The sequence below is a fragment of the Paenibacillus sp. PCH8 genome (assembly GCF_002968835.1).
GTDB lineage: Bacteria > Bacillota > Bacilli > Paenibacillales > Paenibacillaceae > Paenibacillus.
Window position 1 is genome coordinate 240828 of record NZ_PKQK01000001.1, and the last position, 25980, is coordinate 266807.

The 25980-nt window shown below is 45.5% G+C and carries 17 protein-coding genes; 3 read left to right on the plus strand and 14 right to left on the minus strand.

The features are described 5' to 3' along the window. Nucleotides 1–107: 107 nt before the first annotated feature. The 3 genes from C0Q44_RS01005 to C0Q44_RS01015 all read right to left on the minus strand — a co-directional run bounded on the left by C0Q44_RS01005 (nucleotide 108) and on the right by C0Q44_RS01015 (nucleotide 3387). A complete protein-coding gene (locus C0Q44_RS01005) occupies nucleotides 108–1256 on the minus strand; it encodes a S1C family serine protease (protein WP_105405660.1) in 1149 nt (382 codons plus the stop codon). A 14-nt stretch (nucleotides 1257–1270) separates the two neighbouring features. After that, entirely contained in the window at nucleotides 1271–2515 is a 1245-nt protein-coding gene (locus C0Q44_RS01010; protein WP_105405661.1) for an FxLYD domain-containing protein, read from the minus strand. 455 nt (nucleotides 2516–2970) lie between these two features. Next, nucleotides 2971–3387 (minus strand): VOC family protein, encoded by a 417-nt coding sequence (locus C0Q44_RS01015; RefSeq protein WP_105405662.1) that lies wholly within the window; start codon nucleotides 3385–3387, stop codon nucleotides 2971–2973. 279 nt (nucleotides 3388–3666) lie between these two features. On the opposite strand from C0Q44_RS01015, the gene C0Q44_RS01020 reads away from it, so the two are divergent. Further along, complete coding sequence (locus C0Q44_RS01020) at nucleotides 3667–4419, plus strand: class I SAM-dependent methyltransferase (RefSeq protein WP_105405663.1); 753 nt, start codon at nucleotides 3667–3669, stop codon at nucleotides 4417–4419. Between the two features lie 153 nt (nucleotides 4420–4572). On the opposite strand, the gene pbp4 is transcribed toward C0Q44_RS01020, so the two are convergent. Further along, nucleotides 4573–6678, minus strand: coding sequence for a penicillin-binding protein PBP4(5) (pbp4, locus tag C0Q44_RS01025; protein WP_105405664.1), 2106 nt, complete (start codon nucleotides 6676–6678; stop codon nucleotides 4573–4575). Nucleotides 6679–6861: 183 nt separating this feature from the next. Between pbp4 and C0Q44_RS01030 the strand changes: the two genes are divergently transcribed. Continuing rightward, entirely contained in the window at nucleotides 6862–7266 is a 405-nt protein-coding gene (locus C0Q44_RS01030) for a CBS domain-containing protein (protein WP_017690552.1), read from the plus strand. Between the two features lie 112 nt (nucleotides 7267–7378). Here the strand turns inward: C0Q44_RS01030 and C0Q44_RS01035 are convergent, their stop codons facing one another. The 3 genes from C0Q44_RS01035 to C0Q44_RS01045 form a co-directional block, all read right to left on the minus strand. Continuing rightward, on the minus strand, nucleotides 7379–7672 hold the full coding sequence (locus C0Q44_RS01035; RefSeq protein ID WP_181150809.1) for a hypothetical protein: 294 nt from the start codon (nucleotides 7670–7672) through the stop codon (nucleotides 7379–7381). Nucleotides 7673–7815: 143 nt separating this feature from the next. Beyond that, nucleotides 7816–8265, minus strand: coding sequence for a hypothetical protein (locus C0Q44_RS01040; RefSeq protein WP_105405666.1), 450 nt, complete (start codon nucleotides 8263–8265; stop codon nucleotides 7816–7818). 78 nt (nucleotides 8266–8343) lie between these two features. Next, nucleotides 8344–8820, minus strand: a complete 477-nt coding sequence (locus tag C0Q44_RS01045) for a GyrI-like domain-containing protein (protein ID WP_105405667.1) — start codon at nucleotides 8818–8820, stop codon at nucleotides 8344–8346. A gap of 348 nt (nucleotides 8821–9168) precedes the next feature. Between C0Q44_RS01045 and C0Q44_RS01050 the strand changes: the two genes are divergently transcribed. After that, nucleotides 9169–9771: a hypothetical protein gene (locus C0Q44_RS01050; RefSeq protein ID WP_105405668.1), complete on the plus strand. Its 603-nt coding sequence runs from the start codon at nucleotides 9169–9171 to the stop codon at nucleotides 9769–9771. A gap of 310 nt (nucleotides 9772–10081) precedes the next feature. Here the strand turns inward: C0Q44_RS01050 and C0Q44_RS01055 are convergent, their stop codons facing one another. The 7 genes from C0Q44_RS01055 to C0Q44_RS01080 form a co-directional block, all read right to left on the minus strand. Beyond that, nucleotides 10082–11176 (minus strand): MFS transporter, encoded by a 1095-nt coding sequence (locus C0Q44_RS01055; protein WP_308737382.1) that lies wholly within the window; start codon nucleotides 11174–11176, stop codon nucleotides 10082–10084. A gap of 11 nt (nucleotides 11177–11187) precedes the next feature. Next, entirely contained in the window at nucleotides 11188–11424 is a 237-nt protein-coding gene (locus tag C0Q44_RS31380) for a hypothetical protein (RefSeq protein WP_308737383.1), read from the minus strand. A gap of 143 nt (nucleotides 11425–11567) precedes the next feature. Then, nucleotides 11568–15584: a non-ribosomal peptide synthetase gene (locus C0Q44_RS01060; RefSeq protein WP_105405669.1), complete on the minus strand. Its 4017-nt coding sequence runs from the start codon at nucleotides 15582–15584 to the stop codon at nucleotides 11568–11570. Then, nucleotides 15585–18683, minus strand: a complete 3099-nt coding sequence (locus C0Q44_RS01065) for a non-ribosomal peptide synthetase (RefSeq protein WP_105405670.1) — start codon at nucleotides 18681–18683, stop codon at nucleotides 15585–15587. A gap of 242 nt (nucleotides 18684–18925) precedes the next feature. Beyond that, on the minus strand, nucleotides 18926–19948 hold the full coding sequence (locus C0Q44_RS01070) for a TauD/TfdA family dioxygenase (protein ID WP_105405671.1): 1023 nt from the start codon (nucleotides 19946–19948) through the stop codon (nucleotides 18926–18928). An 11-nt stretch (nucleotides 19949–19959) separates the two neighbouring features. Beyond that, nucleotides 19960–24582 (minus strand): non-ribosomal peptide synthetase, encoded by a 4623-nt coding sequence (locus C0Q44_RS01075; RefSeq protein WP_105405672.1) that lies wholly within the window; start codon nucleotides 24580–24582, stop codon nucleotides 19960–19962. Between the two features lie 327 nt (nucleotides 24583–24909). Continuing rightward, a complete protein-coding gene (locus C0Q44_RS01080) occupies nucleotides 24910–25908 on the minus strand; it encodes a phosphotransferase enzyme family protein (protein ID WP_105405673.1) in 999 nt (332 codons plus the stop codon). Between the last annotated feature and the right edge of the window lie 72 nt (nucleotides 25909–25980).

The window sequence follows — 25980 nt, forward strand, 5'->3', positions numbered from 1 at the left end:
TCACTCCGTCTCATTCATACTGAACATTCGTTCTGTATTCTAACAGATGCATCCAACATACGCAATCAAAAAGGAGAATCGGCAATAGGCCAACTCTCCTTCCATAATCATTTCATTTTTTTACCTTGACCATGCAAGATCTTCAATTGACCATTCTCATAGCCCAACTGATAGGTGACCTTGTATTTCGATGTTATATACTCCCCATCCTTACGTTCGTCTGCTGTAATCATTGCGGTCACTTCCATCTCTCTGTCCCCGTTGCCGGCTGAGGAAACTTCTCCAATGGTCACATCATCCGTGTTCAGGTATCCTTCTCTGAACTTGGTGTACGTTGTAGCACTCTGCCACTCGCTTCCGAGCAGTGCATATGCTGTGACATAATCTTTCAGATTAAGGCTCGTATAAAAGTCCGTTACAATTCCTTCTGCTTCCAATATAGCGGTAGCTGAACCCAAGTGACGATCTCCAGCCGTCTGCACCGACGTTGTGCCGGAAGGATTCTTGGACCACGCCTGCACCTGCTTGAGCACACTGGTCATAGGGATGCTGAATCCTATTCCGCCCTCCTGCTCCACGACCGCTGAATTAATGCCGATCACTTCACCAGTCTCCGCACTAATGAGTGGTCCGCCACTGTTGCCATGAGTTATAGGTGCCGAGATCTGATAGAGATTACTATAGATATAAGGTGCTATTTCAAAGCTACGCCCCACTCCGCTAATGATTCCTGTCGTTACGGTGTTCTCTAGCCCAAGTGGACTACCCAATGCCAGAATCTCGTCTCCAGTCTCGGCTTTGGACTTGGCGATGGATAGCGGCTTAACTTTTTTCAAATCAGGCACCCTGACCACAGCTACGTCGGTTTCTTCCCCAATACCAATCACAGTTCCTTTATATTCTTCATGGTTCAAAGTCCGAATGGTTACTTCCTTTGTCCCCTCCACCACATGTGCGTTGGTTACGACATCTCCCTGATCATTGTAGAGAAAGCCGGAGCCTAATCCGCTGCTACTCTCGATCGTAACGACTTTCTTCTGACTTTCTTCAATAATCTGTTTGCGTGTCTTCTTCACAGGTTGCTTGGAAGCCGTCGTCGCTACCGCGTTTTCCGTTTCCTTCATGGCAACGACTGCCAGTCTGGGCCCATCCTGCAACTGATCTGCTGAATGCTGATGTATCCAGAACACGCCTCCTGCTCCAGCACCAATGATAATAGCACTGGATATGATCGTACTCCATGTTCGTTTGGCCATTCCAACCTGTCCCCCTATTCGAGATACCACGTTGCATTCACAACAGAGATTTCCGCTTCCTCGTACACACCATAATAATAGGTTTCAAAGAAACCTTCTTCCCCCACATCCAGCCAGCTTGGATACACATCTGCATAAGTCTGTCCCAGGTAGGTACCTTCTGTATCATAAATGTCGATCAAAACCGTGACGGAAGAGATCGGACGAGTCGCATTATTGATCAATGAACCGCTAATATAAAGATCCCCATACATATCAAGCGTTGCATCAACGTTCACGATACTTACTGCCGCCGTTCGATTCGTCAGATCTTCTGCAGCAGCCTGTTGCTCCGCCAGTTGAATGCGTTCCGCTTCCGCTTTTTCAAACGCTTTTTTTTCACTGAGCACCCGCTCACGATAGGCAGTCAGTTTTTCATTTTCCGGCGCATAGGACAGTCCCTGATCCACCGTTTGTAAAGCAGTCGTGAAATCCTTTTGCTTGACTTGCTGTTCAGCCTGCTTATAACTTATGCCTGCGAGCTTGTCGACGATTTGTTTCTCTACCGCCTCCGCTTCCTTGCCTTTCAAGTTCGATACGGTATCCAGCTTCTCGGCCAGTGCCTCTATTGTCGTCAAACTGTCGATTTCCTTTTTCACCTTCAGTACGGCCAGCGTTACCTTTCTGTTGTTTAATACGGCACGTACTTTGGCAAAAACAGGTTCCTCCCGCTCCTTCAGCGCTTTCGCTACAGCCTGAATGGTCTTGTCTCCTGCGGACAGTTTTCCTGTCTTCAGACTTGTAGATGCCTCATCCAACTGATTCATCAAATTGAACGCTTTCGCCGTAATTTGCCGATCCTGTATGAGTGCATCATAGTTCGGTCGTTTCGTTAGAGCGCTGTCCAGCAGTTGAAGGGCTTCTTGGTACTTGCCCTCTAGTGCAGCCTGTTCCGCCTGTTGGTGCAGTGATTTAACCTCTGCATTTATTCCTGTCTCCTGCTTGTAATAATACGTCAACAAAGCCCCTATCACTGCTGCTAGTAGCAAGGGAATGATCCAGCTAAATACACGACCTTGACCCGTATTACTCTGTTTGGATGCAGGCTGCTGCTGACGGGACAGCGAATCGAGTACTTTTCGCGTTCCTTTATCCAAGTCTATGGCTGATTCTGCCCAGATCTGTTCGTCCGTAGAGCTTGCTTCCTTCATTTTGGTTCCACACTTACTGCACGTGTTATCCGCCGGACTGTTTTTGGTCCCGCATACATGACAATACACCCTGATCCCTCCAGCTATAGAACGTATGTATACTTTTCTTTCTTCGCAATGGCATATTGCATCATTCGATGGAAAACACCAACGTGAATCGACATTTATCATATAGTAAAAAGGAATAATACACCATATGTAACAAAGATATATACGCTGTCTGTCCTCAAAAATTAAGAAAGGAGATACCGACTCTCGGCATCTCTGTAAATGAGATTATTGCTGTCGTGGCTTTCAGTTCTTTTTCTCAACCAGACTATCGCCTGCGGAAAGAACGGCGACCTTTCTATTACGATATATTAATTTTTACCAATACGATCGCGATAACTTTTCACGTTTGAACGAATCATAATTCCAATGGATAAATGGATACAAAAAAATAACCTTCCTATTCATACAGGAAGGCTCTACTAAATTCGTTTCGTCAAAAGAACAGGCAGTCTATTCTCAATATTGATTATGTCTCATTTTGAAGGAAAAGCACTCATATCCATATAGGAGACTTCCCACAGGTGATCATCCGGGTCCTGAAAACTCCGTCCATACATAAATCCATGATCCTGTGGTTCGTTGTATGGCTTCGCTCCTGCATCGAGGGCAGCTTGTGCAATCGTATCCACTTGCTCACGACTGTCCACCGACAGTGCAACGATGACTTCAGTCGTATCAGCAGCATTAGAGATTTTTTTCGAGATAAAGGATTGAAAACGTTCCTCCACCAGAAGCATGGCATAGATGTTATCTCCAATAATCATACAGGTAGCCGAATCATCCGTAAAATTAGGATTAAACTCAAATCCCACTTGGGTAAAAAAATCAACGGATTTCTTCAAATCTTGGACAGGTAGATTGACAAATATCTGCTTCGCGCGAATAGCCATTAACGATCACCTCGAACTCATAGAATAGATTCCACCTCAAAATAACATCTCGCGTATGCGCTGTCAATTGAATATACTAGTTGTATTCCAACTTGTGAGGTGACACGGATGTTGTTCCGAATGGTTCGAAGTACATAGTCGTCGGGCTGGGTCAAAACGCGTACCAGCTATCAAGGGATACGTTTGTCCTTTTGATCCTGTTCGGCTGTATACAATAGAACGATTTGGCTGAGCAACTCGTGTCCTGTTCAAACCAACCCACATTGGAGGAATATGAAAATGAAAAACTCTATAGATTATGCAGCCTTTTATGAACGTGTAGGCCGGATGAATGGCTGGGACTTCAGCTCAATGAATGTGGTCTCCGAGAAGATCGAATGGAATTTCTATGAGGAAGTGGCTCGCAACACGCGGTCGTCTGATCTATTGCTGGACATCGGGACTGGCGGTGGAGAAGCCGTTCTATCCATAGCCAAAGTAGCCTTATTATTAGTAGGCATTGATCTTGCCCAAGGAATGATTGAAACGGCACAACATAATCTTCAGGCTTTGGGCGTTCATCCCAATGTACGTTTTCTGCATATGGATGCTGGCAAACTGGTATTTCCAAATCACTTCTTCAATGTCATATCCGCCAGACACTCTGGATTCTCTGCTACAGAAGTATTCAGGGTACTCGCAGATGGTGGCATCTTTCTAACTCAACAGGTCAGCGAGCAGGATAAACATAACATTTCGGAAGCTTTTGGACGCGGACAGTCCGCTAACCGTCCCGGCACATTGATGAATCGCTACCAAAATGAACTTCACGAGGCCGGTTTCCATGACATCCAGATCCGTGAGTATAATGCGACCGAGTATTACGCCACACCGGATGACCTGCTGTTTCTGCTCACCCATGCACCGATTATTCCCGGTTTCGGAGAGACGGAAGCCGACTTTGAGCATTTCCAACAGTTCGTGGAGGAACATCACGATGAGAAGGGCATTCGTACCAACTCGGCTCGTTTCATGATCACTGCTCGGAAATAACGGTTAACCTTATGACCCTTCAATATCGGACTCCGTCAGGCGCAGGTATCTAATACCTAACAAAGATATAAATCTTTTGATATAGCCCCAAACAAAAAAACACCATCACTGGTGTTTTTTTGTTATTTATTCACTCTATTTTCTACGAATACCTTATTCGTCTGCAATGTTTGCCTTGTCGGGCATTTCCAACTTCTCCAGGAAAGGCTTTAATTTATCCACGACATAATGACTTCCGCCCCGGCCATTCACCTCTTCAATCACAGCAGATAAGAGAAAGGTTGGCGAATCCGTATCAAACACCACGAAAAATCCATTCTCTTGTCCCTTATCGCCCTTCTTCGCTTTTAGTTCAGCTGTTCCCGTCTTACCCGCGAGTCCACCGGCGATGGAACTCAACGTGTGGGCCGTTCCTCCCTGACGAGAAACCACTTCTCCCAGGGCATCCTTCACCGTATCCGCAGCTTCAGGAGTAATAATCACCTCAGGATCTGGGGTTTCTTTCTCCTCAATCAGTACAGGCTTCACCAGTTTCCCTTCATTAATAAAAGGTGTGAATGACGTCGCCAGATGGATTGGTGACATCAACATCTCTCCTTGTCCATAGGACGTGTCAGCGAGCAACACTTCGGACGACAGATCCAGATGAGCTTCGTTGGCATACTGGCTCGGCTTCAGATACAGTTCGTTCAATCCAAAATTATCGCCAAATCCAAACTTCCGGATGCCATCAATAAACTTGTCGTTGCCCATCTCGATCGCTTCCATTGCGAAGTAAATATTGTCCGAGTAGACCAGAGCATCAACCATACTAACCGGAGTTAGACTCTTTACACGTTTGACATAATAACCGCCCCAGCTATCGTCTTTACGCCATTGCAAGCCAGAGATAACATGTGTTTTGTCTGCTGTGGTTACCTTCTCCATTAGTCCCGCCGCAGCTGTGATCGCTTTGAAGGTTGATCCTGGTGCATACCGGGTGGTTACTCTGTTGATGAAAGGAAGCTTCTCATTCGCTGAGTATGCATCCCACTCTGCCTGTGTAAGCCCTGTAACCATTTTGTTAGGGTTATAGGAGGGGGCACTGACCAACGCCAACAGGTTGCCGTCGGTCGGATTCATCAGCACCATCGCACCGGCATCTCCACCACTGGATAATGTCTGATACAGTTTCTTTTGCTGCTTGGCGCTAATCGTCAGTTGAACATTCTGTCCATCCACAGCATCCTTGCGAATAAGCTCGGAACGGGTATTGCCGGACTCATCGGTGATTTCAATCAGACCGCCACGTTCACCGCGCAATTGTTTCTCCATGGACTGCTCCAGACCCGCTTTGCCAATCCAATCCTCTGCGCGGTAATACCCTTCGGTATCCTTATCCAGATCTTCCTTGGTCGCTTTGCGCACATAACCAATCAGATGCGCAGCTGCCTCGCCGAGTGGATAATAACGGATTTCCTTGCTTTGCAGCGTCACTCCGCTCAATGAATCTGGCACATCAAACTCCTCCGTGGAGGCAATCGGGACAAAATATTCCGGCTTCACCCACGTCTGCGCAAGCGCCTTACGAATGACTTCTTCCGAAACATTGTAGTGGCTCGCGATTCGCATAATCATCTGATCCGGGTTATCACCAAGCTTCTCAGGCACAATACCCCACTCATTCATCGTACCTTTGGTTGCCAGGGGCAGACCATCGCGATCCACAATGTTTCCACGACTCGGGAATAGTGTTCTTACCCGAACCTTGCTGCCCTTGATCATGTCATTCAGGATCATCGAAGGCTGCCAATTAATTCGCCAGTCTTTGCTACCATCCTCAAGTTCCTGCCGCACCAATTTCAGAGTATGCATCTCGCTGACCTCGCCCAGAAAGGTTGTCAGTTGCAGATTATAATCCACCTCATAGGTATCGGGGTTCTTATCTTCTGCTTCTGCCTTGCTGCCATCCGCCCCTTCGGGTACGTCCACTGGCTTCACCTCAGCCTTGACTGTAGATACTTCTATACCTGAATAGATCGCATTGTATTTATCGACAAATTGTTCCTTATTCATGCCCGACTGTTCCAGTGAAGTAGACGTCATCAGCGTGTATAACTGGTCAAATTCTTTTTTTTGCAAATGCTCTATGTACTGATTCACGGTGGTCTGGGGCTTCGCTTCTACTTCTTTGTTATTCTGCATGTATAGATACATTCCGATTCCACCTGCAAACAGGATGGGCAGCAGTCCGTACATTAATTTACGTTTGGATTTCATGGTTATATCACCTCTAATATATACTATAGATTTCCAGAGCCAATTAAACAATGAAACAAATCTGACGAATTTATCATCAAAAATAGCCGAAGACTCACATAATATGTTTAAATAAGAATAGTGAATTACATATTAAAGCTTTTTTGCTATACAAAATGCAAAAGGCTGAAAAGGAGCCCGATGATGGAAATCAGCTATTTTTTACTCCCCCAAGCCGAAGTGGCCTATATCAAGTCTACCGCTTCCATGAAAGATGCTATTGAGCAACTGGAATCGCACCACTACACCGCCATTCCCGTGATTGACCAGGATGGAAAATATGTTGCTACCCTGTCCGAAGGCGATTTGTTATGGAAAATGCGAAATACACCCGGATTGACTTTCGATAATATGGATCAGGTCCAAGTACATGAGATTAACAATCGGGTATATAATGAATGTGTATTCATTGAGGCTGAAATGGAGGATATGCTGACACTTGCAGCAGACCAAAATTTTGTGCCCGTGGTGGATGTAGATCGTGTTTTCCTCGGTATTATCCGTCGTAAGGATATCATCGAATATTATACGCGTAACATCTCGGACTAAGCGTACACAAAATGCCTGATAAACGAATAGTTCAAAAGTGAGAGGGTACTCCTGCGGTCATCACTGTCCGAGTGGGGTACCCTTTTCGTTTCATGGTTTGGCAGGAATTACTCTACTTGCGCTTAGCCCGCTCTTCCTTGTAATAGCTCAACACGTCTTTCGGGTTTCCCTGAAATGCACGCTCTTGGCCCAACTCATACGCCTGATGCAGATACGAATACGCCTCGTCATGCTGTTCAAGTCTCATGCAGATTATGCCGAGATCGATTAACGGGCTCGTATTTCTACCCGTACTCCGCGTATGTAACGATATCTCAGCCCACGGCTTCGCCAGTCCATACTGCTCCTGATCCATATGTGCATTTGCGTGGCAGGATGCGATCCAACTCGCAATCTCCCATTCCATCTTAGGCTCAGGCAACATTCCCCATGCCTGATCATACTAGATAAGGGCTTGTTCATGCTGTTGCGTCTCATCCAGCACATTACCGGCTTCTACCTTTTCAATAATTTGTCGCTCCAGTTCAGCATGTTCCGGTGTCAGATCTTTCATTGCACCGTCTCCTGCTCCAGAACGAAATACCATTCCAGAAAAGCATTGAAATCAGCCCACTGTGGCTTACTCTCGCCATTAAGAAACCGTTCAATGGACTCGCCCAGTTCCACCAGCACCACTTCTCCCGTCTGACGATTGTAGAAAAATCCACCTTCACCTTCAAAACTATCCAGTGGAATATACGCTTCCGGTAGTCCCAATGTGAGCTGTGCTACAGTCACGTCTTCCATATATACGGTGTTCTCCATAACCCAGCAGATCTGATACAACTCCTGATGCCTGCTGTAGAAAGTCGGCCCATCCTCTGCATGTAGATAAAATTGTGCGAAATCCGACTGGAGATCAATCTCCAGCTTTTGCAATGCTTTTTCATATGCTACTGGAACATCTTCATGCCACCAGCCTTGCTCCTGGCAATGAGTGATTACTTTGGTGGATAACATGGCAAGCCTCCTAATGATTAAACGTGTTGCAAAATACTGAATGATCCTAGTTATTGGTCAGTCAAAATCCAAGTTGGCTTACACCGATTTTACTGGAATCCACACTTGGGGAGGCGCGCCATGACCTCTGTACACTTCAAGTTCTGGTATCCCCGCATGATGATATGAAGTGGAAGGAAACCACTCTGTCATAATAAAGTGCCACAACTGTTGTATCGCTTCCGACTCTAGTTCTTCAGCTTCAAATACCACCCATTGGGACGCGGGAAGTTCGATGGCAAACAAACCTTCAGGTACTTCACCTGAATGGGAGGTTGCAATCCAGTATTCCATTTGGTCGCTTAGCAGTTCTCTCTGATCAACGCAGATTCCAACCAACCCGGAAATAGCCCCGTTGTTGTACTCCATTAAACGTCCCTCAATCCCGTCTGCCAAAACATCTTGCCACATCTTTGGAATTTCTCTTAAATTCTCACCATCCACACATGAGAATGTTTGTTTAATGCCCACAAAGGTAAGGGACTGCTGTTCGATCACATGTTCATGTACACTCATTAGATGGACTCCTCTCAGAATAAACTCCATTATTGAGATATCTATACAGCATCATCATTGGATGAAAGAAATACAGAGCGCTCTTTCTGCACATGCACTTCGCATCAGTTCCTGAAGTGCTTGTTCCATATATGATATATACCTCCGTTATGTCCTACAGATACTGTATCAAAAGAGCAGGACGATTGGAAATACAACTACTCCTATTCACATAAAAAAAAACGTAGCACTGCTCGTTGCTGGGCGGTTGAATATGCCAGATTCAGCTCCACTTTTATTCCCTTATTCTGGTGCAACTTTCTTCTTACTCGTTCGTCTAACTACTGACTACATATAAAGGAGATGACTATGCGAATAACTTGCAGCCCCGGTTTTCCTGGACGCATGATTGGATCGATTGATCTTCAGCCATCGAAGTATTACACCCCACCGTCCATGAACAGCCAGATTACAGATCATGTTGATCCTGCCCTCGTTACCATTCCCTATGTGGAAGATCCGGAATTCGGATCACACTTTGACGCCATGAAAGTTATGAAGGGAACGTATAGAGATGAAATGCATGTGAGCTATGATGTGGAGTTTACGATTGATGTGGATAAAAAAGGCTACATTACGCAATTTGAGCACACGTTCCAGTTGGAACGCTATCTGGATCTAGTGAGAACGCAGTCCTATAAAGTAATCAAGACGAACTGGCGTGGACAAATGTTTCACGTGATGACATACAGTTACCTGGAGGAAGTCATTAATCCGAAGAATGTTCTTTTTAAATGTAATCGCGCGGAGGATGTGTATGTGGTAGCTGAGCTTGTCTCCAATCGCTCCGATGGAAATGTGGCAGAGCACGATATCAGGGATCTTCATTTCCGTGCATTAATCTCGGCCCGAGATGATCTGTACCCTTTAGATTATATGTGTGAGCCTGATTTCGACCTGAGTCTCGACTAAAGATAAGATACATATGTAGGAAGAGCACAAGCTGCCCCGAATTACGGGGATAGTTGGTGTTCTTTTTTGGATGTCGATGAATATACGAAGCTGGGCATACTGCGATAGGTGATTATACGGAGTAACAACAAATAAACTGCAATGTCATTGCTCAGGTAGCGTTCAACATGAACGAACCTGAATAGGGCACCTCACGGAACAGGCACGGGATAACCATTCGTTATCCTCGTACCCTTCTGGAGGTGCCTTTTTTAATACTATAGACATAAAAATTCAGGATGAACGAAGGACCCATTATGCTGTGTCAGCGTTAAGCCCCCACTTCGGTATTGGAATGAGCAGTACTGCCCCGTGGTGTGAAATTGAAATATCCTTCATCCAGTTGCTCCGTCTTGGGAAGGTTACGTGATACCCGATCAAACATCCAGTATACACCTACCAAAGCAACGATGATTCCACATATGGTGATTACCGTTGAACTGTGTAGCCAAACTCCCAACGTACCGCCGATCAAGCTGCCAAGCGGCATAGCTATGCCGCTTAGCGCCATCGTCGCAGAGAATACCAAACCCAAATATTGCTGCGGTACTCCCTTCTGAACGACGGTGTTAATGATGACGTTAACAGCACCGCCGGGAACCCAAGCCAGTCCGTATACCAGAATACTTAGCCAGCTCCATGGGGTAAATATACATCCGATCCAAGCGATCCCTGAACTGATATATGCCACAGAATACAACCGACCCAAACGTACTTTTTCCAGTCTGAGATACGGTGCACATGTTGCGCCAATGACACTGCCCAGCGCCTGTGCCATCAGCATCAAACCATAGACACCCGCTCCACCGATCTCATCACTGTATATGGGAAGCACACTGAATGTCGCTCCCCCCGCAGCATTGATGACCATAATGCCAAAGAGAAGTTTGGCTAATGCCGTCTGTGTAAGCAGCTTGATTCCAATCACTAAATCATCGGTGTAATTTCTAAAAAACAAGCGCATCCCCGCTGACTTACTCCGGTTCACCGGTTCAATGATCTCATCATATGTATCCTGATCCTTCTTCATTTTCGATTCAACTATATAAGGAGCAATCCGCAATTGGGAGAATAACAGCGCACCTATAAAGAAACCGATGGCATTCCAAAAATACAGAGATACCGCGCCCAGCGCTACAATGAGTATTCCCGATATGGCATTACAGGCTACATCAATACCTTGATAGGCAATGGAGAACAGGGAATTGCCCTGTGTAAGTTGGTTTTTCTCCAATACTCTTGGCAGAGCTGACATTTGAACCGGATACACCCAGGTATTACAGATGTTCAGAATAGGGGTTATCAGCAATACCAATCCTACACTCAGAAAATCATAATATGCTGCAATCGGAACAATTAATAACAAAACAGCCTGAATTAACTGACCGTATACCAGAATCCCCGAATCGGAATCCGATCTATCATCGGTCCGGATAGAAGCTGAATAATTTTCGGCAAAATAGAAAGAAATCCCGCAAGTCCTGTATAGAATGATGATCCTCCCAGATTGTATACCAGCCACATTGCGGATACCGCGTATAGGCTATCTCCAATGTTGGTTAAGATTCGACCAAAAAACATCAAAGTGAAGTTCTTATTTTTGAAAATCTCCAATGGCTCACCTCCACCTCATCGAACCTGTATCGGGTTCATCCAGCTATAAAGAATGAATACAAGCGAAGCCATCCCTGCTCCGCCTGGCTCATCCTGTGTTCTATTCCATGTCCATCAGCGTTGATGCAATGCAATGTTCAAAGTTAAACCTTCACCAATTGGTTCACATAGTGGGCCACATTCACGGCATGATTGTAGTCGATCAGATTCTCATGATGGCCAGGAATGGGAGTGGCCGTGCATGTACCTGTCGTCTTGGCATGCCACGACTGTGCATCCGTTAACGGAACTGGACTATGCTCATCTTGAGTGGTTGCATACAATAGATGAATATCGGACTGAATCGGTTCTGCTGAATAGTAGTTGTCGAAGGCAACTTCATTGGCCAGGCGCACTTTGAGACCACTAAGCGTGCTTTCACCAGGGAAGTGAGTCAGGACTTCTTTTAAGTGGACTTCATAGTCTGTACTTGGCTTGAATTCATATCCGTTGTTGGATGCTAATTCGGCAAGAGCCTCCATCCTGTTCATTGGACGAATATCCCGCTCATGGCTTCGGGCAGGTGCATCCAGAATAATCAACAACTCCAGCTGTTGTCCTGCATCTTCAATAATCCGTGCCAGCTCAAAGGCCACATTGCCACCAAATGACCAACCCAGCAATCGATAGGGACCTATCGGATTTAATTGGGTAAGAACACCGTAATAATATTGGGCCAGTTCCTGGACGGTATAGAGCGGTTCTTCGTCATTCTCATATCCTTTTGGCACAAATCCGTATATATTCAGACCTTCCAGTTGGCTAACCAACTCATAATAATTAATCAGGTTGCCGCCACCCGTTGGAATGAGGAATAGTGGCGTTTCATCCGCACGTCCTCCTTCTTTCAACACAACAACGGATTGATCTTGGGAAAGGTTCCCCTCCCGAATGATTCGTGCAATCTCGGTCACGGTGGAGTAATCAAACAAGGTGATCACGGATAGCTGAGTCTGGAACGTTCTGTTCAGAACATCCATTAAACGTATGGCTTTGATGGAATGCCCACCCTGATCGAAAAAACTTTCATGAAGATGGATGGTGTCTACGCCAAGGATATCCATGAAAATCTGCATGATCTTTTCTTCCAGCTCATCCTGCGGAGCAGCGATATAATCCTTCAATGTGCCACGATCCAACTGCTTCAGTGCTGGCTTGTCCAACTTGCCATTACTGTTCAGAGGAATACGATCAATCGTAATGAAGCGTGAGGGAATCATGTGACTCGGCAGCAGGGTTCGGCAGAAATTGCGAAGATCGGTACTGTGGATCTCAGAAGAAGGAAGCACCTGAATATAAGCGCTCAGTGACAGTTCTTCATCCTCTCCCCATCTCTCCGCCAGCATCGCACACTCCTGAATATCAGCGTGCCTGGAGATCACATCGGTGATTTCCCCCAATTCGACACGCATGCCCCTGATCTTCAATTGATTGTCTATTCGGCCCACAATGTATAACTTGCCAGTGGTGTCGTAATAAGCAATGTCACCCGTCCTGTACATCCTTCCATCCGCGTAAGGGTTAGTATAGAAGGCCTGTTCGGTTTTAATGGTATCTCCGTAGTAGCCCCTCGCAAGCCCAACCCCACCAATATACAGATGACCGTGTACCCCGATAGGCACGGGATTCTGCAACTCATCCAGAACGTAGATGAAGTTGTTCCCGATTGGTCGACCAATCGATATATTCCTTCGTGCGCGGTGAGCTTCCAACTGCACATTGATATGGATGGTCGAATCAATAGATACCTCGGTTACTCCGTAACTGTTATGCAGATTACGCTCGGGGAGATGCTTGTGGAACGCTGCAACCATCTCGGGCTTTAAGGCCTCTCCACTGGAGAATACATCCCTTAATGACGCTAACTGCTCCATATCCGAACCATCGATTCGCTCCAATACCATCTTCAGCATGCTCGGAACAAAAAAGACGATGGCAACTTCATATTGCTTCAAAGCATGAATAATCGCATACGGATCACGATGGAATCCAGGTTCCAGCAGTGCAACCCTGGCACCTGCCATCCATGTCCAGAAATATTCGAGGCCGACATCATCAAAGGTCAGAGTTGTTTTCTGAAGTACCGTTTCATGGGATTCCAGCTTGAATTGCTGCTGCATCCAGCAGATACGATTCACCCATCCCTGATGCCGCACAGACACCCCTTTGGGTTTCCCTGTAGTACCTGACGTATAATAAATAGCTACCAAATGATCTGGCCCCACTTGTGACGGTGGAGCTGTCATTGGCTTGTCCTTATAAATTTCAGGTTGGGATACGTTGATCAGAAGGGCAACATCGTCCGGGATCGGCAACGTATTCGTATTAATGAGACAGACGGACGCTCCCGAGTCTGTTAACATGTGACGATTTCGCTCCACAGGTGCGTCCAGATCCAGAGGCACGATGGCTCCTCCCGCTTTTAACACGGCAAGAAGGGCAATGGGCAAATGCAGCGAACGCTCTATACCAATCGCCACCGTCTTGTCAGGCCCAATTCCCTTTTCGATCAAAAGATGAGCCAATTGATTCGCTTGGCGGTCCAGCTCCAGGTATGATAATCGGTCTCCCCCATATACCACAGCCACCTGATCCGGGGCTCGGGCTACGGATGCTTCGAACAGATGGTTTACACAGATATGATCCGGGAAATCCATTGTGGTATTGTTCCATTCATATAGAACTCTCTGCAGTTCTTCATCACTAATAGCTCCAATGCCTAGTATTGGCTTCCCGGGTTGATCCGCAATATGTTCAAGCAGTGCTATAAAATTACAGGCCCAGCGTTCAATCGTACTCACATGGAACAGATCCCGACTACATTCAAACGTACCCTTAATCACATCCATATCTTCCGTCAAGTCCAGGGACATATCGAATTTGGATGTGTTGATCTGCTTGAGCTTGATTTCCCTGAACACGGCCTGTTGATCATTCTGCTCGACCTGATTTGCCTTTGCCAGACTGAACATCACCTGAAACAACGGCGAATATCCTGTGGTTCTGGATTGGATCAGATCATCGAATAACAGATCAATCGGCATATCCTGATGGTCGAATGCATCAAGAATCGTATTTTTGGAAGCGTCCAGCTGCTTCAGGAAAGATTGCTGATCATCAACACGGCTTCGCAGTACAAGTGTATTGACAAAGAAACCAACGACCTTCTCCAGATCGGACTGCGGCCGATTGGAGACTGGCGTACCGATCATCAGATCCGTTTCACCCGAATACTTTCGTAGCAAAATCGCAAAACAGGTATACATCACCATAAATAGCGTGGAATGATGCTTCTCCGAAATCTCTCTTAATCTGCTGGTGAGAGGTGCTGGAATCGTGAAGTATACGGATATCCCCTCTTCACTTCGTTTCTGCGGACGCTCATAATCATAGGGTAAAGTGAGCGTGTAGGAATGACCCTTCAGTTGATCGAGCCAGTACCTCTTCTGATTAGCAAACTCATTACTGTCCAGCAAATGATTCTGCCATACCGAGTAATCTATATATTGGGTCGCGGAAGGGCTATATGCTGGCAAAGGGCCCACCCCGCGGAAATGTTCATAATAAGATAACAGATCTCTTCGTATGATCTCGATCGACTGACCATCCGAGATGATATGATGCATCATCAGGACAAAAATGTGGCGGTGATCATCCAGCTTAAATACTTTGAATTTGCACAGTCTGTCCCGGGTAAAATCAAAAGGGCCATCGGCCCTTTTGATTTGATCTACAATCTGCCTTTCGGCTTGATCGCCCGGATACACCGAAAGATCAACCCATTGATAGTCCGGTTGGTCCTCCTGAACACATTGATACGGTATCCCCTCTTCGACATCAATACGAATGTGTAGTGCTTCTTGCCTTTCCACCAACAGCCCGATGGCTTGTTCAAATGCAGACTTATCAAACTCTCCAATAATCTCATTGGAAAAAACCATGTTATATGCCGTGCTTGCCGGCTCAATCTGCTGTTGAAGCCACAACCGCTTCTGAGCAAAAGATAGCGGAAATCGGTTTATTTCGCGAGACGTGCGTGCTACTGTATTGGAAACGTTCATTTGACTTAATATTCGATCAATCAGTTCGCTTTTGCTCATCACTGCACCGGATTTTTTCACTTAATTACCCTCCGCAGAATATCCATTCGCTTCCAGTAACAGATTCTCAATCACTGCGGACAATTCACGAATGGTAGGTGCATCGAATATTTTACGTAGCGGCAGACTGACACCCACCTTTTGTCTAATTCCGGAGATGACCTGCGTTGCAATAAGGGAATGTCCCCCCATCGCAAAGAAATTCTCATCAATACTAATCTGCTCACGCTTCAATGCCGCTCTCCAGATTTGGGCAACAATCTGCTCTACGGTTGTTGTCGGCGCGGCATATTCCACACCGGAACCCTCATCCACATCCGGCAAGGCGTGATAATCCATTTTTCCATTGTTCAACAATGGCAACTTGTCTAATACCTGGACAGAATTCGGAATCATATACTCGGGAAGCGCCGATGAAATCCACTCTCTGACCTCCTGAATCTCTCCATTCGTATCCAGTTCTACATAAGCAGCCAGCAACGGCTCCGTCTTCTCTAGCAGCTTCGCTGCTGCAAGTCGCACATGAGGGTGTGCATTCAGGACCTTCTCGATTTCACCCAGTTCGATCCGGTAACCTCTTAGTTTAACTTGTCGATCAACCCTGCCAATGTACTCGATATGACCATCCGGGAAATAACGAACCCTGTCTCCCGTTTGGTACATCACGGTGTCCGGTGCTGAAGGATGTGTCAGGAAAGCCTGAACAGTTAAATGTTCATCCACATAACCGTCTGCCAGACCTTTTCCGCTGATATATAACTCTCCGGCAACACCAGGGGCAACCAAATTCTGGTTCGAATCCAGTACGAGAAGGTTGGTATTATCGATAGGTCTTCCAATCGTTTCACGGTACTCATACTTGTCACAGATATGATAAGTCGTATCAATACTCGCCTCGGTTGGGCCGTACAAGTTAATCAACTGAGCACCGGAACCGGCAAAGAAAGCCTTCTGGAGCGGAATCCCCAGTCTCTCCCCACCGCTGAACACTCTCTTTAATGGTGCTGAAGAGAGAGTCTCTTGCTCTACCAGAGCCTGAAGCATGGTAGGTACAACCTGTAAGGTCGTAATCTGTTCCTTATGAATAATGTCGAGCAGATATTCGGGATCAGCGTGCTTGTCCGGTTCAGCAAGGACCAGCCTTGCGCCCGTAGTAAGCGGTGCATAGAATTCCCATACCGATGCATCGAAATTAATCGATGTTTTCTGTAATACAGCGTCTTCCCCACACATTGGAAATTCATTGTTCATCCAATGCATATGGTTACTGATGGCTTGATGTGAAACTTTGACCCCTTTGGGTCTACCTGTGGAACCGGAAGTATAGAGGATATACGCGGTATCCCTGGCATCTACTCCGATTGCCGGAGCGTCAGCAGACTCGGAAGCAATCTCTTCACCCTCTTCCCTGAGGAATACAGGATTGGCAAAAAGGGAATGGAGTCGCTCATTATTTTTATTCAACAACAATACTGTCTCAATACGGGCATTCTCACAGATATAGGTTAATCGCTCACTCGGATAATCCGGATCAAGCGGCACATAAGCCGCACCGGCTCGAAGAATTGACAGCAGGGCTATGACCAGTTCAGGAGATCTCTCCACACATACACCTACAACATCTCCATGTCCGACACCTTTTGTCCGATGAAGATAGTAAGCAAGCTGTCTGGACTTCTCTTGAATTTCCCGGAATGTAAGCAGGATGTTACCGGACACAACAGCAATCTGATCTGGTGTCTTCAAGGCTTGTTCATCCATCATCTCCACAAGTGTCGATGTGGTATATTCCCGAACCTCTCCTTGAAGAATCGATCGTAATGTTATCCCCAGATGATCAGGGAGGATATCCAAAGATACAGTTTCATTCAGGTTCATATAGGCCTTGTTGCACATATGCGAGAATATATCCGCCACATAGCCAATCTCTATGGGAGTGTACACTTCCTCGTTATATCGAAGAACAATATCCCTGCGCTCTGGATATTGATGGATGTTCAAACCAAGGTGAACCGGTTCGATCTGTTCTGACTGATATACGACTTGTAAGGTGTGGCCGCCTTCCGATTTCACCACGGTTGATGCATCCCGACTCTCGAATCCGTAGGAGAACACAGACTGACTCGAATCAGATCTGCCAAACATTTTGAAATCAAAATAATCTGCATATTCCGCACTATCTTTCGCTTCACTCATCGTCCGTTGGAAGAAGTGAGCCAGCGTATCGTCCTCGTTCCAGCCGGAATACAGAGGTACGTATCGATTCAATGCACCGACAACCTTCTCCAAATCCTCATCTTGTCGGCCACGGGTATGTACACCAACCGTTAGCTCCTTATCTTCGCCCAGCAGATGCAACGTCAGATTCCAGCAAGCGAGCATAACATGATCTATTGTACTTCCAGCTTTCCCTGCCGCCTTCTCGAGTTCAGCCCACAATTCCGGTGACCATGCCACAGGGAAACTTGCCATCGTAACACTTCGAGACCCGGCACCAGACGACATGGACAATTGTTTATCAACATGATCGAAACGTTTATTGTTCCAAAAACTTCTTTCTTCCGCGTGCTCATCATTGGTCAGCAGGTCATTCAGCCATTCGGATACCGCGTAATACGGAACCTCTTCTTGCAGAAGCTCCGGGTCTACCTCCACCACGATCAATTGTGACAGATCCTCAAGAATGATGGCAGGTTCAATATCCGAAAATTGTGGATCAAAAGCGAGAATCAACACTTTAGAACGTTCAGACAGATCGACGTTAATGGCTTCCAGCGAATAATCACCTGTCCATGTACCCAACTCTTTCCGGATCAGCAATGGTATATCCTGTGCCTGAATCGGTTCATCTGAATAGGCAGTACGGAATCGGCTTCTGGTCTCCGCATCTACTTTCTGAAGATGCACGCCATAATTGGGGTCAGCTTCAATGGAAGTGCGGAGCGTGCTGTATTTCTCGGCTATTCTCTTCACGGCTATTTCAATCTGATCATTCGAGCACTCACCTTCGATGTTAACAGCAAGTACACTTGGGACCAGTGATGTCACTCTGTTATTATTCAGTTCATGCAGTCGTTTCTGTTGTGGTGAAAGGGGATAACCCAGCATTACATTTTCCATGTTCAATCCTCCTGCGTTTCTAATGTATTTTCTGTTCTAATGTAAAGTGAACCAAAGAATGTTACACTTGCCACTTCGATGACAGAATAACCTTCCGATCGCTGTTATCCCCAGATTTTTTTTTATTCCCTTCTCTAAAGGGAAAATCCGGGGATAAAGGCGAACGCTTCGCTTCTTCAAATTATTTCTGTCCTCTCCGTTATCGTGTAAATATGAAGTTCATTTTATTTAGTATAATTTCCTCACGATAGAATTGCGGCTTCACGACTCACAGGTTCTCCCATGGCTACCAATACTTTTCGATCTCCCTGATACGGGTTCCGTGCGTGCGCCACCAGCATATTGTCCAGCATGAGAATATCTCCCTCTTGCCATGGAAAGGCAATCGTTGCATCAGCATAAGCCTGACGAATATGGGCAGCCACATCCGCATCAATTGAACTTCCATCTCCATAATACGTCTGATATGGCAAGCCGCTCTCTCCAAATTCCTCCAGCATCAGGTTACGGACTTCCTCGTTCAGACTGCTGCTATGCCAGAAGGCAATATGATTAAACCACAGGTTCTCATTCGTATCAGGATGGATGGTAATGGCCGGTCTTACTTGCTTGGTTGTCAGGGTTCCATCCTCATTCCAGTGGAAAGACATGTTGTTGTCCAGGCAATATTGCTCGACTTCTTCCTTGGACTCCGTATGGAACACGTATTGCCATGTCTGCCCGAATCCGTTGCCGTAGTTTCGAACCAGCATCCAGCCTTTCTCTGCAAAAACGTCCCGAATATCCGAATCAATGAGGTTATATACTTTCCGTACATCCACAATAGGCGTTTCTCCTCCTTCATCGGCGACGACGATACTGGAAAACCAGATTTTTTTGGGCCACGTCATGACGTAGGACAATTCATTATGTGGTGCAATGGTCTCCTCATTCGGAAATTCTGTTGACGTGTACACCTTGCCCTGTACTTGAGTTCTGGGTGTTGCTCCTTCTTTATAGCTGAGAGGCTCGGGGCAGCTTATATCAATAAATCCGTAAAAGCTCTCTGGTGTGGTGGTGTCAAAACCTCTGAACAGAACGCCGCCATACTTCAGAATGTTCTCTTCCACCTTATCCTTATTGTTGAGATACCATTGATTCAAATCCAGCCCGGCCACATTCGGTTTGATTACGAGTGGCAGTTCTTGACCTTCCTCTATAAATGATTGCTTTACGATTTCTTTCTGAATGACCATCTGAGCACCTTTATCAAATTTCTTCTTCATGTTTATGCCTCCTACGATTTGATTTTATTGAATTTCTTTTTGCTTTTACTGCTGTTTAGCAAGACCATCTTGTACTCGTGAACCATCACCTCCCAGTCATGGCGTACAGCCTGAAGAGTTCGTGAAGAGTCCGCTGCAATCAGGTTCACTACAGCCGTATAATCATGCAGCAATCTTTTCATAGTGGATTTACCAAACAACTCCGTTTTGTATTCAACCACTGCATTCATTGCATGGTCAGCCTCAATGAGATTTAATGTCAGATCCCACTTGCTCTTCCCACTGTGTCCCCATATAATTTCATTCTGGGCAATATTCAGCCCTTCGATGTTATAAGCATTTTTGACATCAAGTACAAACCACGTCTGGAAGAAAGGCGTCAGCCCGGAAGTACGATCCGGATTCAACAGTTCGATCAGCTTACCAAAAGGCATCTCCTGATGATCAAACGCTTCAAACACTGTATTTCTGACTGAAACGATCTGAGCATCTATGGACTGTTGCGGGTCGATTTCGGTCTTCAGAGCAAGACTATTGGAGAAATACCCGATCAATTTCTGGACTTCGGCACGATTCCGATTGGCTACAGGTGTGCCTACCACAATTTCCGTTTCCCCGGAGTAAAAGTACAACAATATCTTATAGGCGGTAAGCATCGTAATGTACAGACTGGCATTGTTTTTCATACCGGCCTTCTTGATCATCTCGATGGTTTGAATTGGAATCTCCGCAAATAGTATTTCTCCGGTATCACTGGTGTGTAGCGTTGGCTCCCGGTCATACGGCAATACTTTCACAGCTCGATTGTCCGTACTCTTTAGTTGCTTGTTCCAATAATCCAGTAATGTCGGGAATTCAGCAGATAGCCATTTCCCTTTTTGCCAATAAGAATAGTCTGAATATTGAATAGGCAACGTCTCTGTTGCTGGATTCTCTCCCTGTAGATAAGCGTTATAGAACAGTCCCAGTTCGCCCATCAGAATCTCATTAGACCAGCCATCGAAGATGATGTGATGTAAATTAAAATAGGCAAAATATTTATGTTCATGGATCTGGTACAATCCAAAATAGTACATCGGCCCGGATTCCAGGTTAAACTGGCGTTTGGATTCTTCTTCAATCACGCGCTTCAGGCTGGCTGTGGAATCATCCTTCAGCGAATATTGGATCTTTATTTCAAAAGGCTCGTAAGGCCTGATTCGCTGCATCGGTGTGTCGTTCTCAACCACAAAATACGTTCTCAATACCTCATGCCGTTTCACAATCTGATTCAGTGCGTAGATATACGCTTCATCCGAAAACACACCCTCAAAAATAATATGTCCGGGGATGTTATACTTGGTGCTTTTCCCTTCATATTGTTCAACCAGCCACAGGGATTCCTGATTGAATGACATTACACCTTTGAGTGCCGGATCAACTTGGGGAATATCTGTAGACTGGAGGATTGGCTTGTCCATAATTCCATTCAATACATCCGCTTTCGATCTCTTGACTGCGATGTCCTTCATACTCACCGTGCCTTCCTTTCCTTCTATAACCTGATCCAGATATGAACTTAAAGATCTAATTGTAGGGAAGTTAAACATATCGTTAATCGAAAAATTAAAACCCATCTCGGACAGCCTTGTATAGATCTGTATCAATTTAAGGGAATCACCACCCCGTTCGTAGAAATGGTCTGTCACACCCACCTCTGACAGACCCAGAATCTCCGACCAGATGGCAGATAACTTCTGTTCCAGAACTGAACTCGGGGCAACATACGGACTCTCTTCATCCAATTGCGACTTCTCTATCGATAATGCCTTGTAATCAATCTTGCCATTAATCGTAAGTGGAATCGAAGACACCTTGATCAGATGTGTGGGGACCATATACTCCGGCAACAGAGATATCAGGGAATCACGAATCATTCTCCGGGTTACATGTGCATCGCTTACGTAATGAGCATATAACTGACGAGATTGCGGATCGGTCCTGACGCTTACAGCAGCATCCCGGACTCCTTTTATCTTCAAGAAGGCTGCCTTGACCTCCCCCAGTTCTATTCGATACCCTCGAATCTTCACTTGGTCATCCATTCTTCCGAGGTATTCCATCTGACCGTCTTCCCTCAACCTGCATAGATCACCTGTCCGGTACAATCGCTCTCCTGCATGATCAGGGTGATCAACGTATTTCCGCCCAGTCAATTCGGGTTGGTTAAGATACCCTCTGGTCACTCCGTCTCCGCCAACCAACAGTTCACCCTGAACCCCGACAGGAACGTATTGAAGAGATTGATCAAGCACGTAGATGGAAGTGTTCTGAATAGGTCTGCCAATGGGCACATATTCCGCCTGATCGACATTCGGATCGTAGGTGTAGATCATGCAGCCCACCACCGTCTCTGTCGGTCCATATTCATTGAAAATGGTGAGGGTATTCCTACTTTGCCGGGTAATGCTCTCAGCCAGCGAGGCACTCAGATTATCACCACCCACAATAAATGTTCTGACATTGGATTGGTCCATAATGTTCATGTCCTGAATTAATTGCAGGTGTGCCGGGGTCAGCTTCACCAAGTCCACTCGTGGGTCCATGACAACGTCAGCAATCAACGCCTTGTTATGAGATGAAGTGTAGATGATCATGGTATTACCCGTAATTAAAGGTGTGAAGATCGAGGTGACTGTAAGATCAAATGCGATCGATGAATATAGTGAAAACGTAGTTTTCCCATCAGTAACATAGGTCTGACTCGCCCACCAGATATAGTTCGTCAATCCCTTATGTTCCACTAATACACCCTTCGGTGCTCCTGTTGACCCTGATGTGTATATGACATATGCCAGATCATTCATATCTATGGTTAAATTCAAGTTATCTGGTAACAACTGCTCGCCGTGATCCTCAAGCATATGAATGACTGCTGTACTGTCTGATGAATCAATCGGCCGGTCCACCAGGACAAACCTGACTTGAGAATCTTTCAAAATATGTTGAATTCGTTCATCGGGATACTCGGGATCAATCGGAATATAGGCACATCCTGCCTTCATAACAGCCAGGATCGCTATAACCATCTCCATACTGTGGGATGCAATAATGCCCACCAGTTCCCGCTGCTTGACTCCTCTGCTGATCAATGCTGTAGCCAAGCCGTTAGCTCTGGCATTCAGCTGTTCATAGTTCATCTCCTTATCCCCCAAGATCAGCGCTATATGTTGAGGGGTAGCCTTCACCTGTTCTTCAAACAACTGAATGACGGTTTTATCGCTCGGGTACGCCGCCACGGTATCATTAAACTCGGTTAGCATCAATTGTTTATCAGCTTCCGTTACAATGCTAATCTCTTCAATTCGATGTTCGGAATGCTCCAGAATCGTCTCTGTAACCGCAAGAAACTGATCAAGCAGATGGTCTATGAACGTTTCACTGAACAACTGGGTCCGATAATCTATCTGAAAAATAATTCGATTCTCATTCATTTTCTCAATTATATTGATAAGAAGATCATTCATCTCGTGTCCGTTAAACTTGTTATCGAAGTCGATATGATGTCCTTGCATCTTGTCAAATCGTTCTGGACGGTATACCAAAGATGTGCCGAACAGTCTGTTCAGCTCCGGTAACGAGAGCGACTCTCTCAATTCACGGATCAGCTGATTATAAGGATATTTCTGATGACGCAATATTTCTTTCTGTTCATTGGAAATGCGTTCCAGCAAGGTTAACACAGATTCAGCAGGTTCTACCTGCATCCTGACAGGTATAGTCGTAACAAACATGCCAATCATGTCTTTATCTGTTTTACTCGTGCGGTTCGCATAGTTGGTTCCAACAACCAAATCGGTTTGGTGAGTGAGTTTATTTAGCAGAATAGCTAGAGTTGAGAGAAAAAATGTGAATACGCTTACATTCTTCTGACGACAGAACTCTTTCAAACGTACATACATGGAATGTTCCATATTCATCGTTTTTCTTCTGGCTGCGGTGTGAGTTAGAAGGGGATTGTGCGGTTTCAGTTCCATACATTCGGGAATGGTATGAAACTTCTCTCTCCAAAATGCCTGATCTTTCGCATAGCGTTTGGAAGCGAGATATTGTTGTTCACTATGTACATAACTTTCAAATTCGTTAATCGCATTATTTACCTTGCCTAGATCGCTATTCTTCAGCCCCGCATGATAGACTTCCGTAATCTCATTCGTCAACTGGATTAACCCCAGACCATCACAGATGATATGGTGAACCTGAATGATGTATCCGTATTGTCCATGACCCTCGTACGTGTAGAACTGACATAGATTTTCACTGTGCACATGGATGGGGTGGTTATCTACATATTGAGTCCATGTCACATCAGTCAAGCTTGGTCCTTCATGAATATGCTGGAGTGATCTATACTCATACGGTTGGATATACTGTTTATTCTGACCTTGATCCAGTATAATTCGGGCTCGAAGCAGTTCCTTATACTTCAAAACTGTGTTAATTGACCTCTCTAGCAAATTGAAATCAATCGATCCCGGTATGCTCATCTTTGCTGTAACCATCCACAAGTCTGAATTCGGATATAACATCTCCATATACCATATTCTTTGTTGATGCTCAGTTAAAGGATGCAGATCGACGCATACATTTCCCATCTAATTCTCCTTTATATATATTTTATCCTAAAATAAGTTAATTACAATTTATCATCCCATACCAATATAATCAATCATTATTTTATTTGTTTTTTTAACATTTAATTGCATATTACGACATCAAATGACTGTAATTCATATCAAAACAATGAAAGTCCCACCCAATCTTTCTACAAGATATCCACTTCCGTTTCAATATTCGGTAAAGTTCGATCCATATGAAAAGCCCCGTGATTGATTCAGAGGAACTGCCTCTAATCACGGGACCAAATGATGTAAAATGTAAACTTCAGTGCTCATTAAACAAGACTGGGTGTGCTAAGAGATTCAGAATCTTCCGCTTCCAATCCCCTTCCCAAATGGCTTGGAATTTGCTGCCATGGCTTCATCCAGCCTTGCTCTTAATGCACTCATCCATTCCGGCTCATGTAAAAATTGCTCTGCAGTTGAACGAAGCACACGTACATATCCGTACAAGTTGGCAAAACGTCGACAAACCGGGAACATGTTTTCCATGTTATAGCGTTCTCCTGCCTCGGACCAGTACCCGTTCAAGAACATCCTTTTCTTCTGCTCCCATTGCTCCGGTTGAATCTCCTCACGCAGACTGTCCAGACTCTGCTCCACATCCATTGCATACCAGTGGTACATGGCGTCATCAAAATCAATGACATAACAAGACTGGCTCTTTGCATCATAGAAGACATTATCCAGCTCAAAATCGTAGTGGATGAGTCCGAAATTCTGCACTGTCATCGGCCAAGTCGCAAAATACGTTCGGAGAAACTCCACCTCGTTCTGGGCAGACGTCTCTGTCGGAAAGTCCTTCAGCACCTCTTGCATCCAACTTAAAACATCCGTATACGTCCAGCGTTTGCCCTTCTCCGATGTGAATGCTTTTGATAAATGATGCAGCTGGCCCAGTGCCTGACCATAGCTGTATACGATGGAATCATCCAGATCCAGGGTACCCAGCTGCGCTCCAGGTACCCGCTTGAATACGGAGGCATAATACGTTCCCCATGGCGTATGTGCCTTCATAAGTTCTGTTCCTGCGTTGGATGGCACAGCTTCCATAGCTCCATATTGATTGGCTTGAAGGTACCGGAGAAACTCCAGCTCCGCGCCAAGATTAATTGAATTCTTTTCCTCTACCGGGGCAAAACGAAGCAATCGAACTTCACCCTGATCGCGAAATGGATATATGGCATTGGAAGATATGCGATAGAACTGAAACATATCCAGTGATTCTGTATCATAATTCCAGTTCTTCAGGATCATCTCGGCAAGGTCCGTATTTTGAAATAAATATTTTAATTTTAACATGGGCAGTTCTCCTTCTTAATCATGTAATGGGCTTTCTTGTGAGTGTACATATACCTATTTTGGCGCGCAAAA

Excerpts from the sequence above, each read along its gene's own strand:
- C0Q44_RS01065 (WP_105405670.1), bottom strand. The coding sequence starts at position 18,683 with ATGGAAAATGTAATGCTGGGTTATCCCCTTTCACCACAACAGAAACGA.
- C0Q44_RS01045 (WP_105405667.1), bottom strand. The coding sequence starts at position 8,820 with ATGAGTGTACATGAACATGTGATCGAACAGCAGTCCCTTACCTTTGTG.
- pbp4 (WP_105405664.1), bottom strand. The coding sequence starts at position 6,678 with ATGAAATCCAAACGTAAATTAATGTACGGACTGCTGCCCATCCTGTTT.
- C0Q44_RS01035 (WP_181150809.1), bottom strand. The coding sequence starts at position 7,672 with ATGGAATGGGAGATTGCGAGTTGGATCGCATCCTGCCACGCAAATGCA.
- C0Q44_RS01070 (WP_105405671.1), bottom strand. The coding sequence starts at position 19,948 with ATGAAGAAGAAATTTGATAAAGGTGCTCAGATGGTCATTCAGAAAGAA.
- C0Q44_RS01030 (WP_017690552.1), top strand. The coding sequence starts at position 6,862 with ATGGAAATCAGCTATTTTTTACTCCCCCAAGCCGAAGTGGCCTATATC.
- C0Q44_RS01015 (WP_105405662.1), bottom strand. The coding sequence starts at position 3,387 with ATGGCTATTCGCGCGAAGCAGATATTTGTCAATCTACCTGTCCAAGAT.
- C0Q44_RS01020 (WP_105405663.1), top strand. The coding sequence starts at position 3,667 with ATGAAAAACTCTATAGATTATGCAGCCTTTTATGAACGTGTAGGCCGG.
- C0Q44_RS01080 (WP_105405673.1), bottom strand. The coding sequence starts at position 25,908 with ATGTTAAAATTAAAATATTTATTTCAAAATACGGACCTTGCCGAGATG.
- C0Q44_RS01040 (WP_105405666.1), bottom strand. The coding sequence starts at position 8,265 with ATGTTATCCACCAAAGTAATCACTCATTGCCAGGAGCAAGGCTGGTGG.
- C0Q44_RS01005 (WP_105405660.1), bottom strand. The coding sequence starts at position 1,256 with ATGGCCAAACGAACATGGAGTACGATCATATCCAGTGCTATTATCATT.
- C0Q44_RS01050 (WP_105405668.1), top strand. The coding sequence starts at position 9,169 with ATGCGAATAACTTGCAGCCCCGGTTTTCCTGGACGCATGATTGGATCG.
- C0Q44_RS01075 (WP_105405672.1), bottom strand. The coding sequence starts at position 24,582 with ATGGGAAATGTATGCGTCGATCTGCATCCTTTAACTGAGCATCAACAA.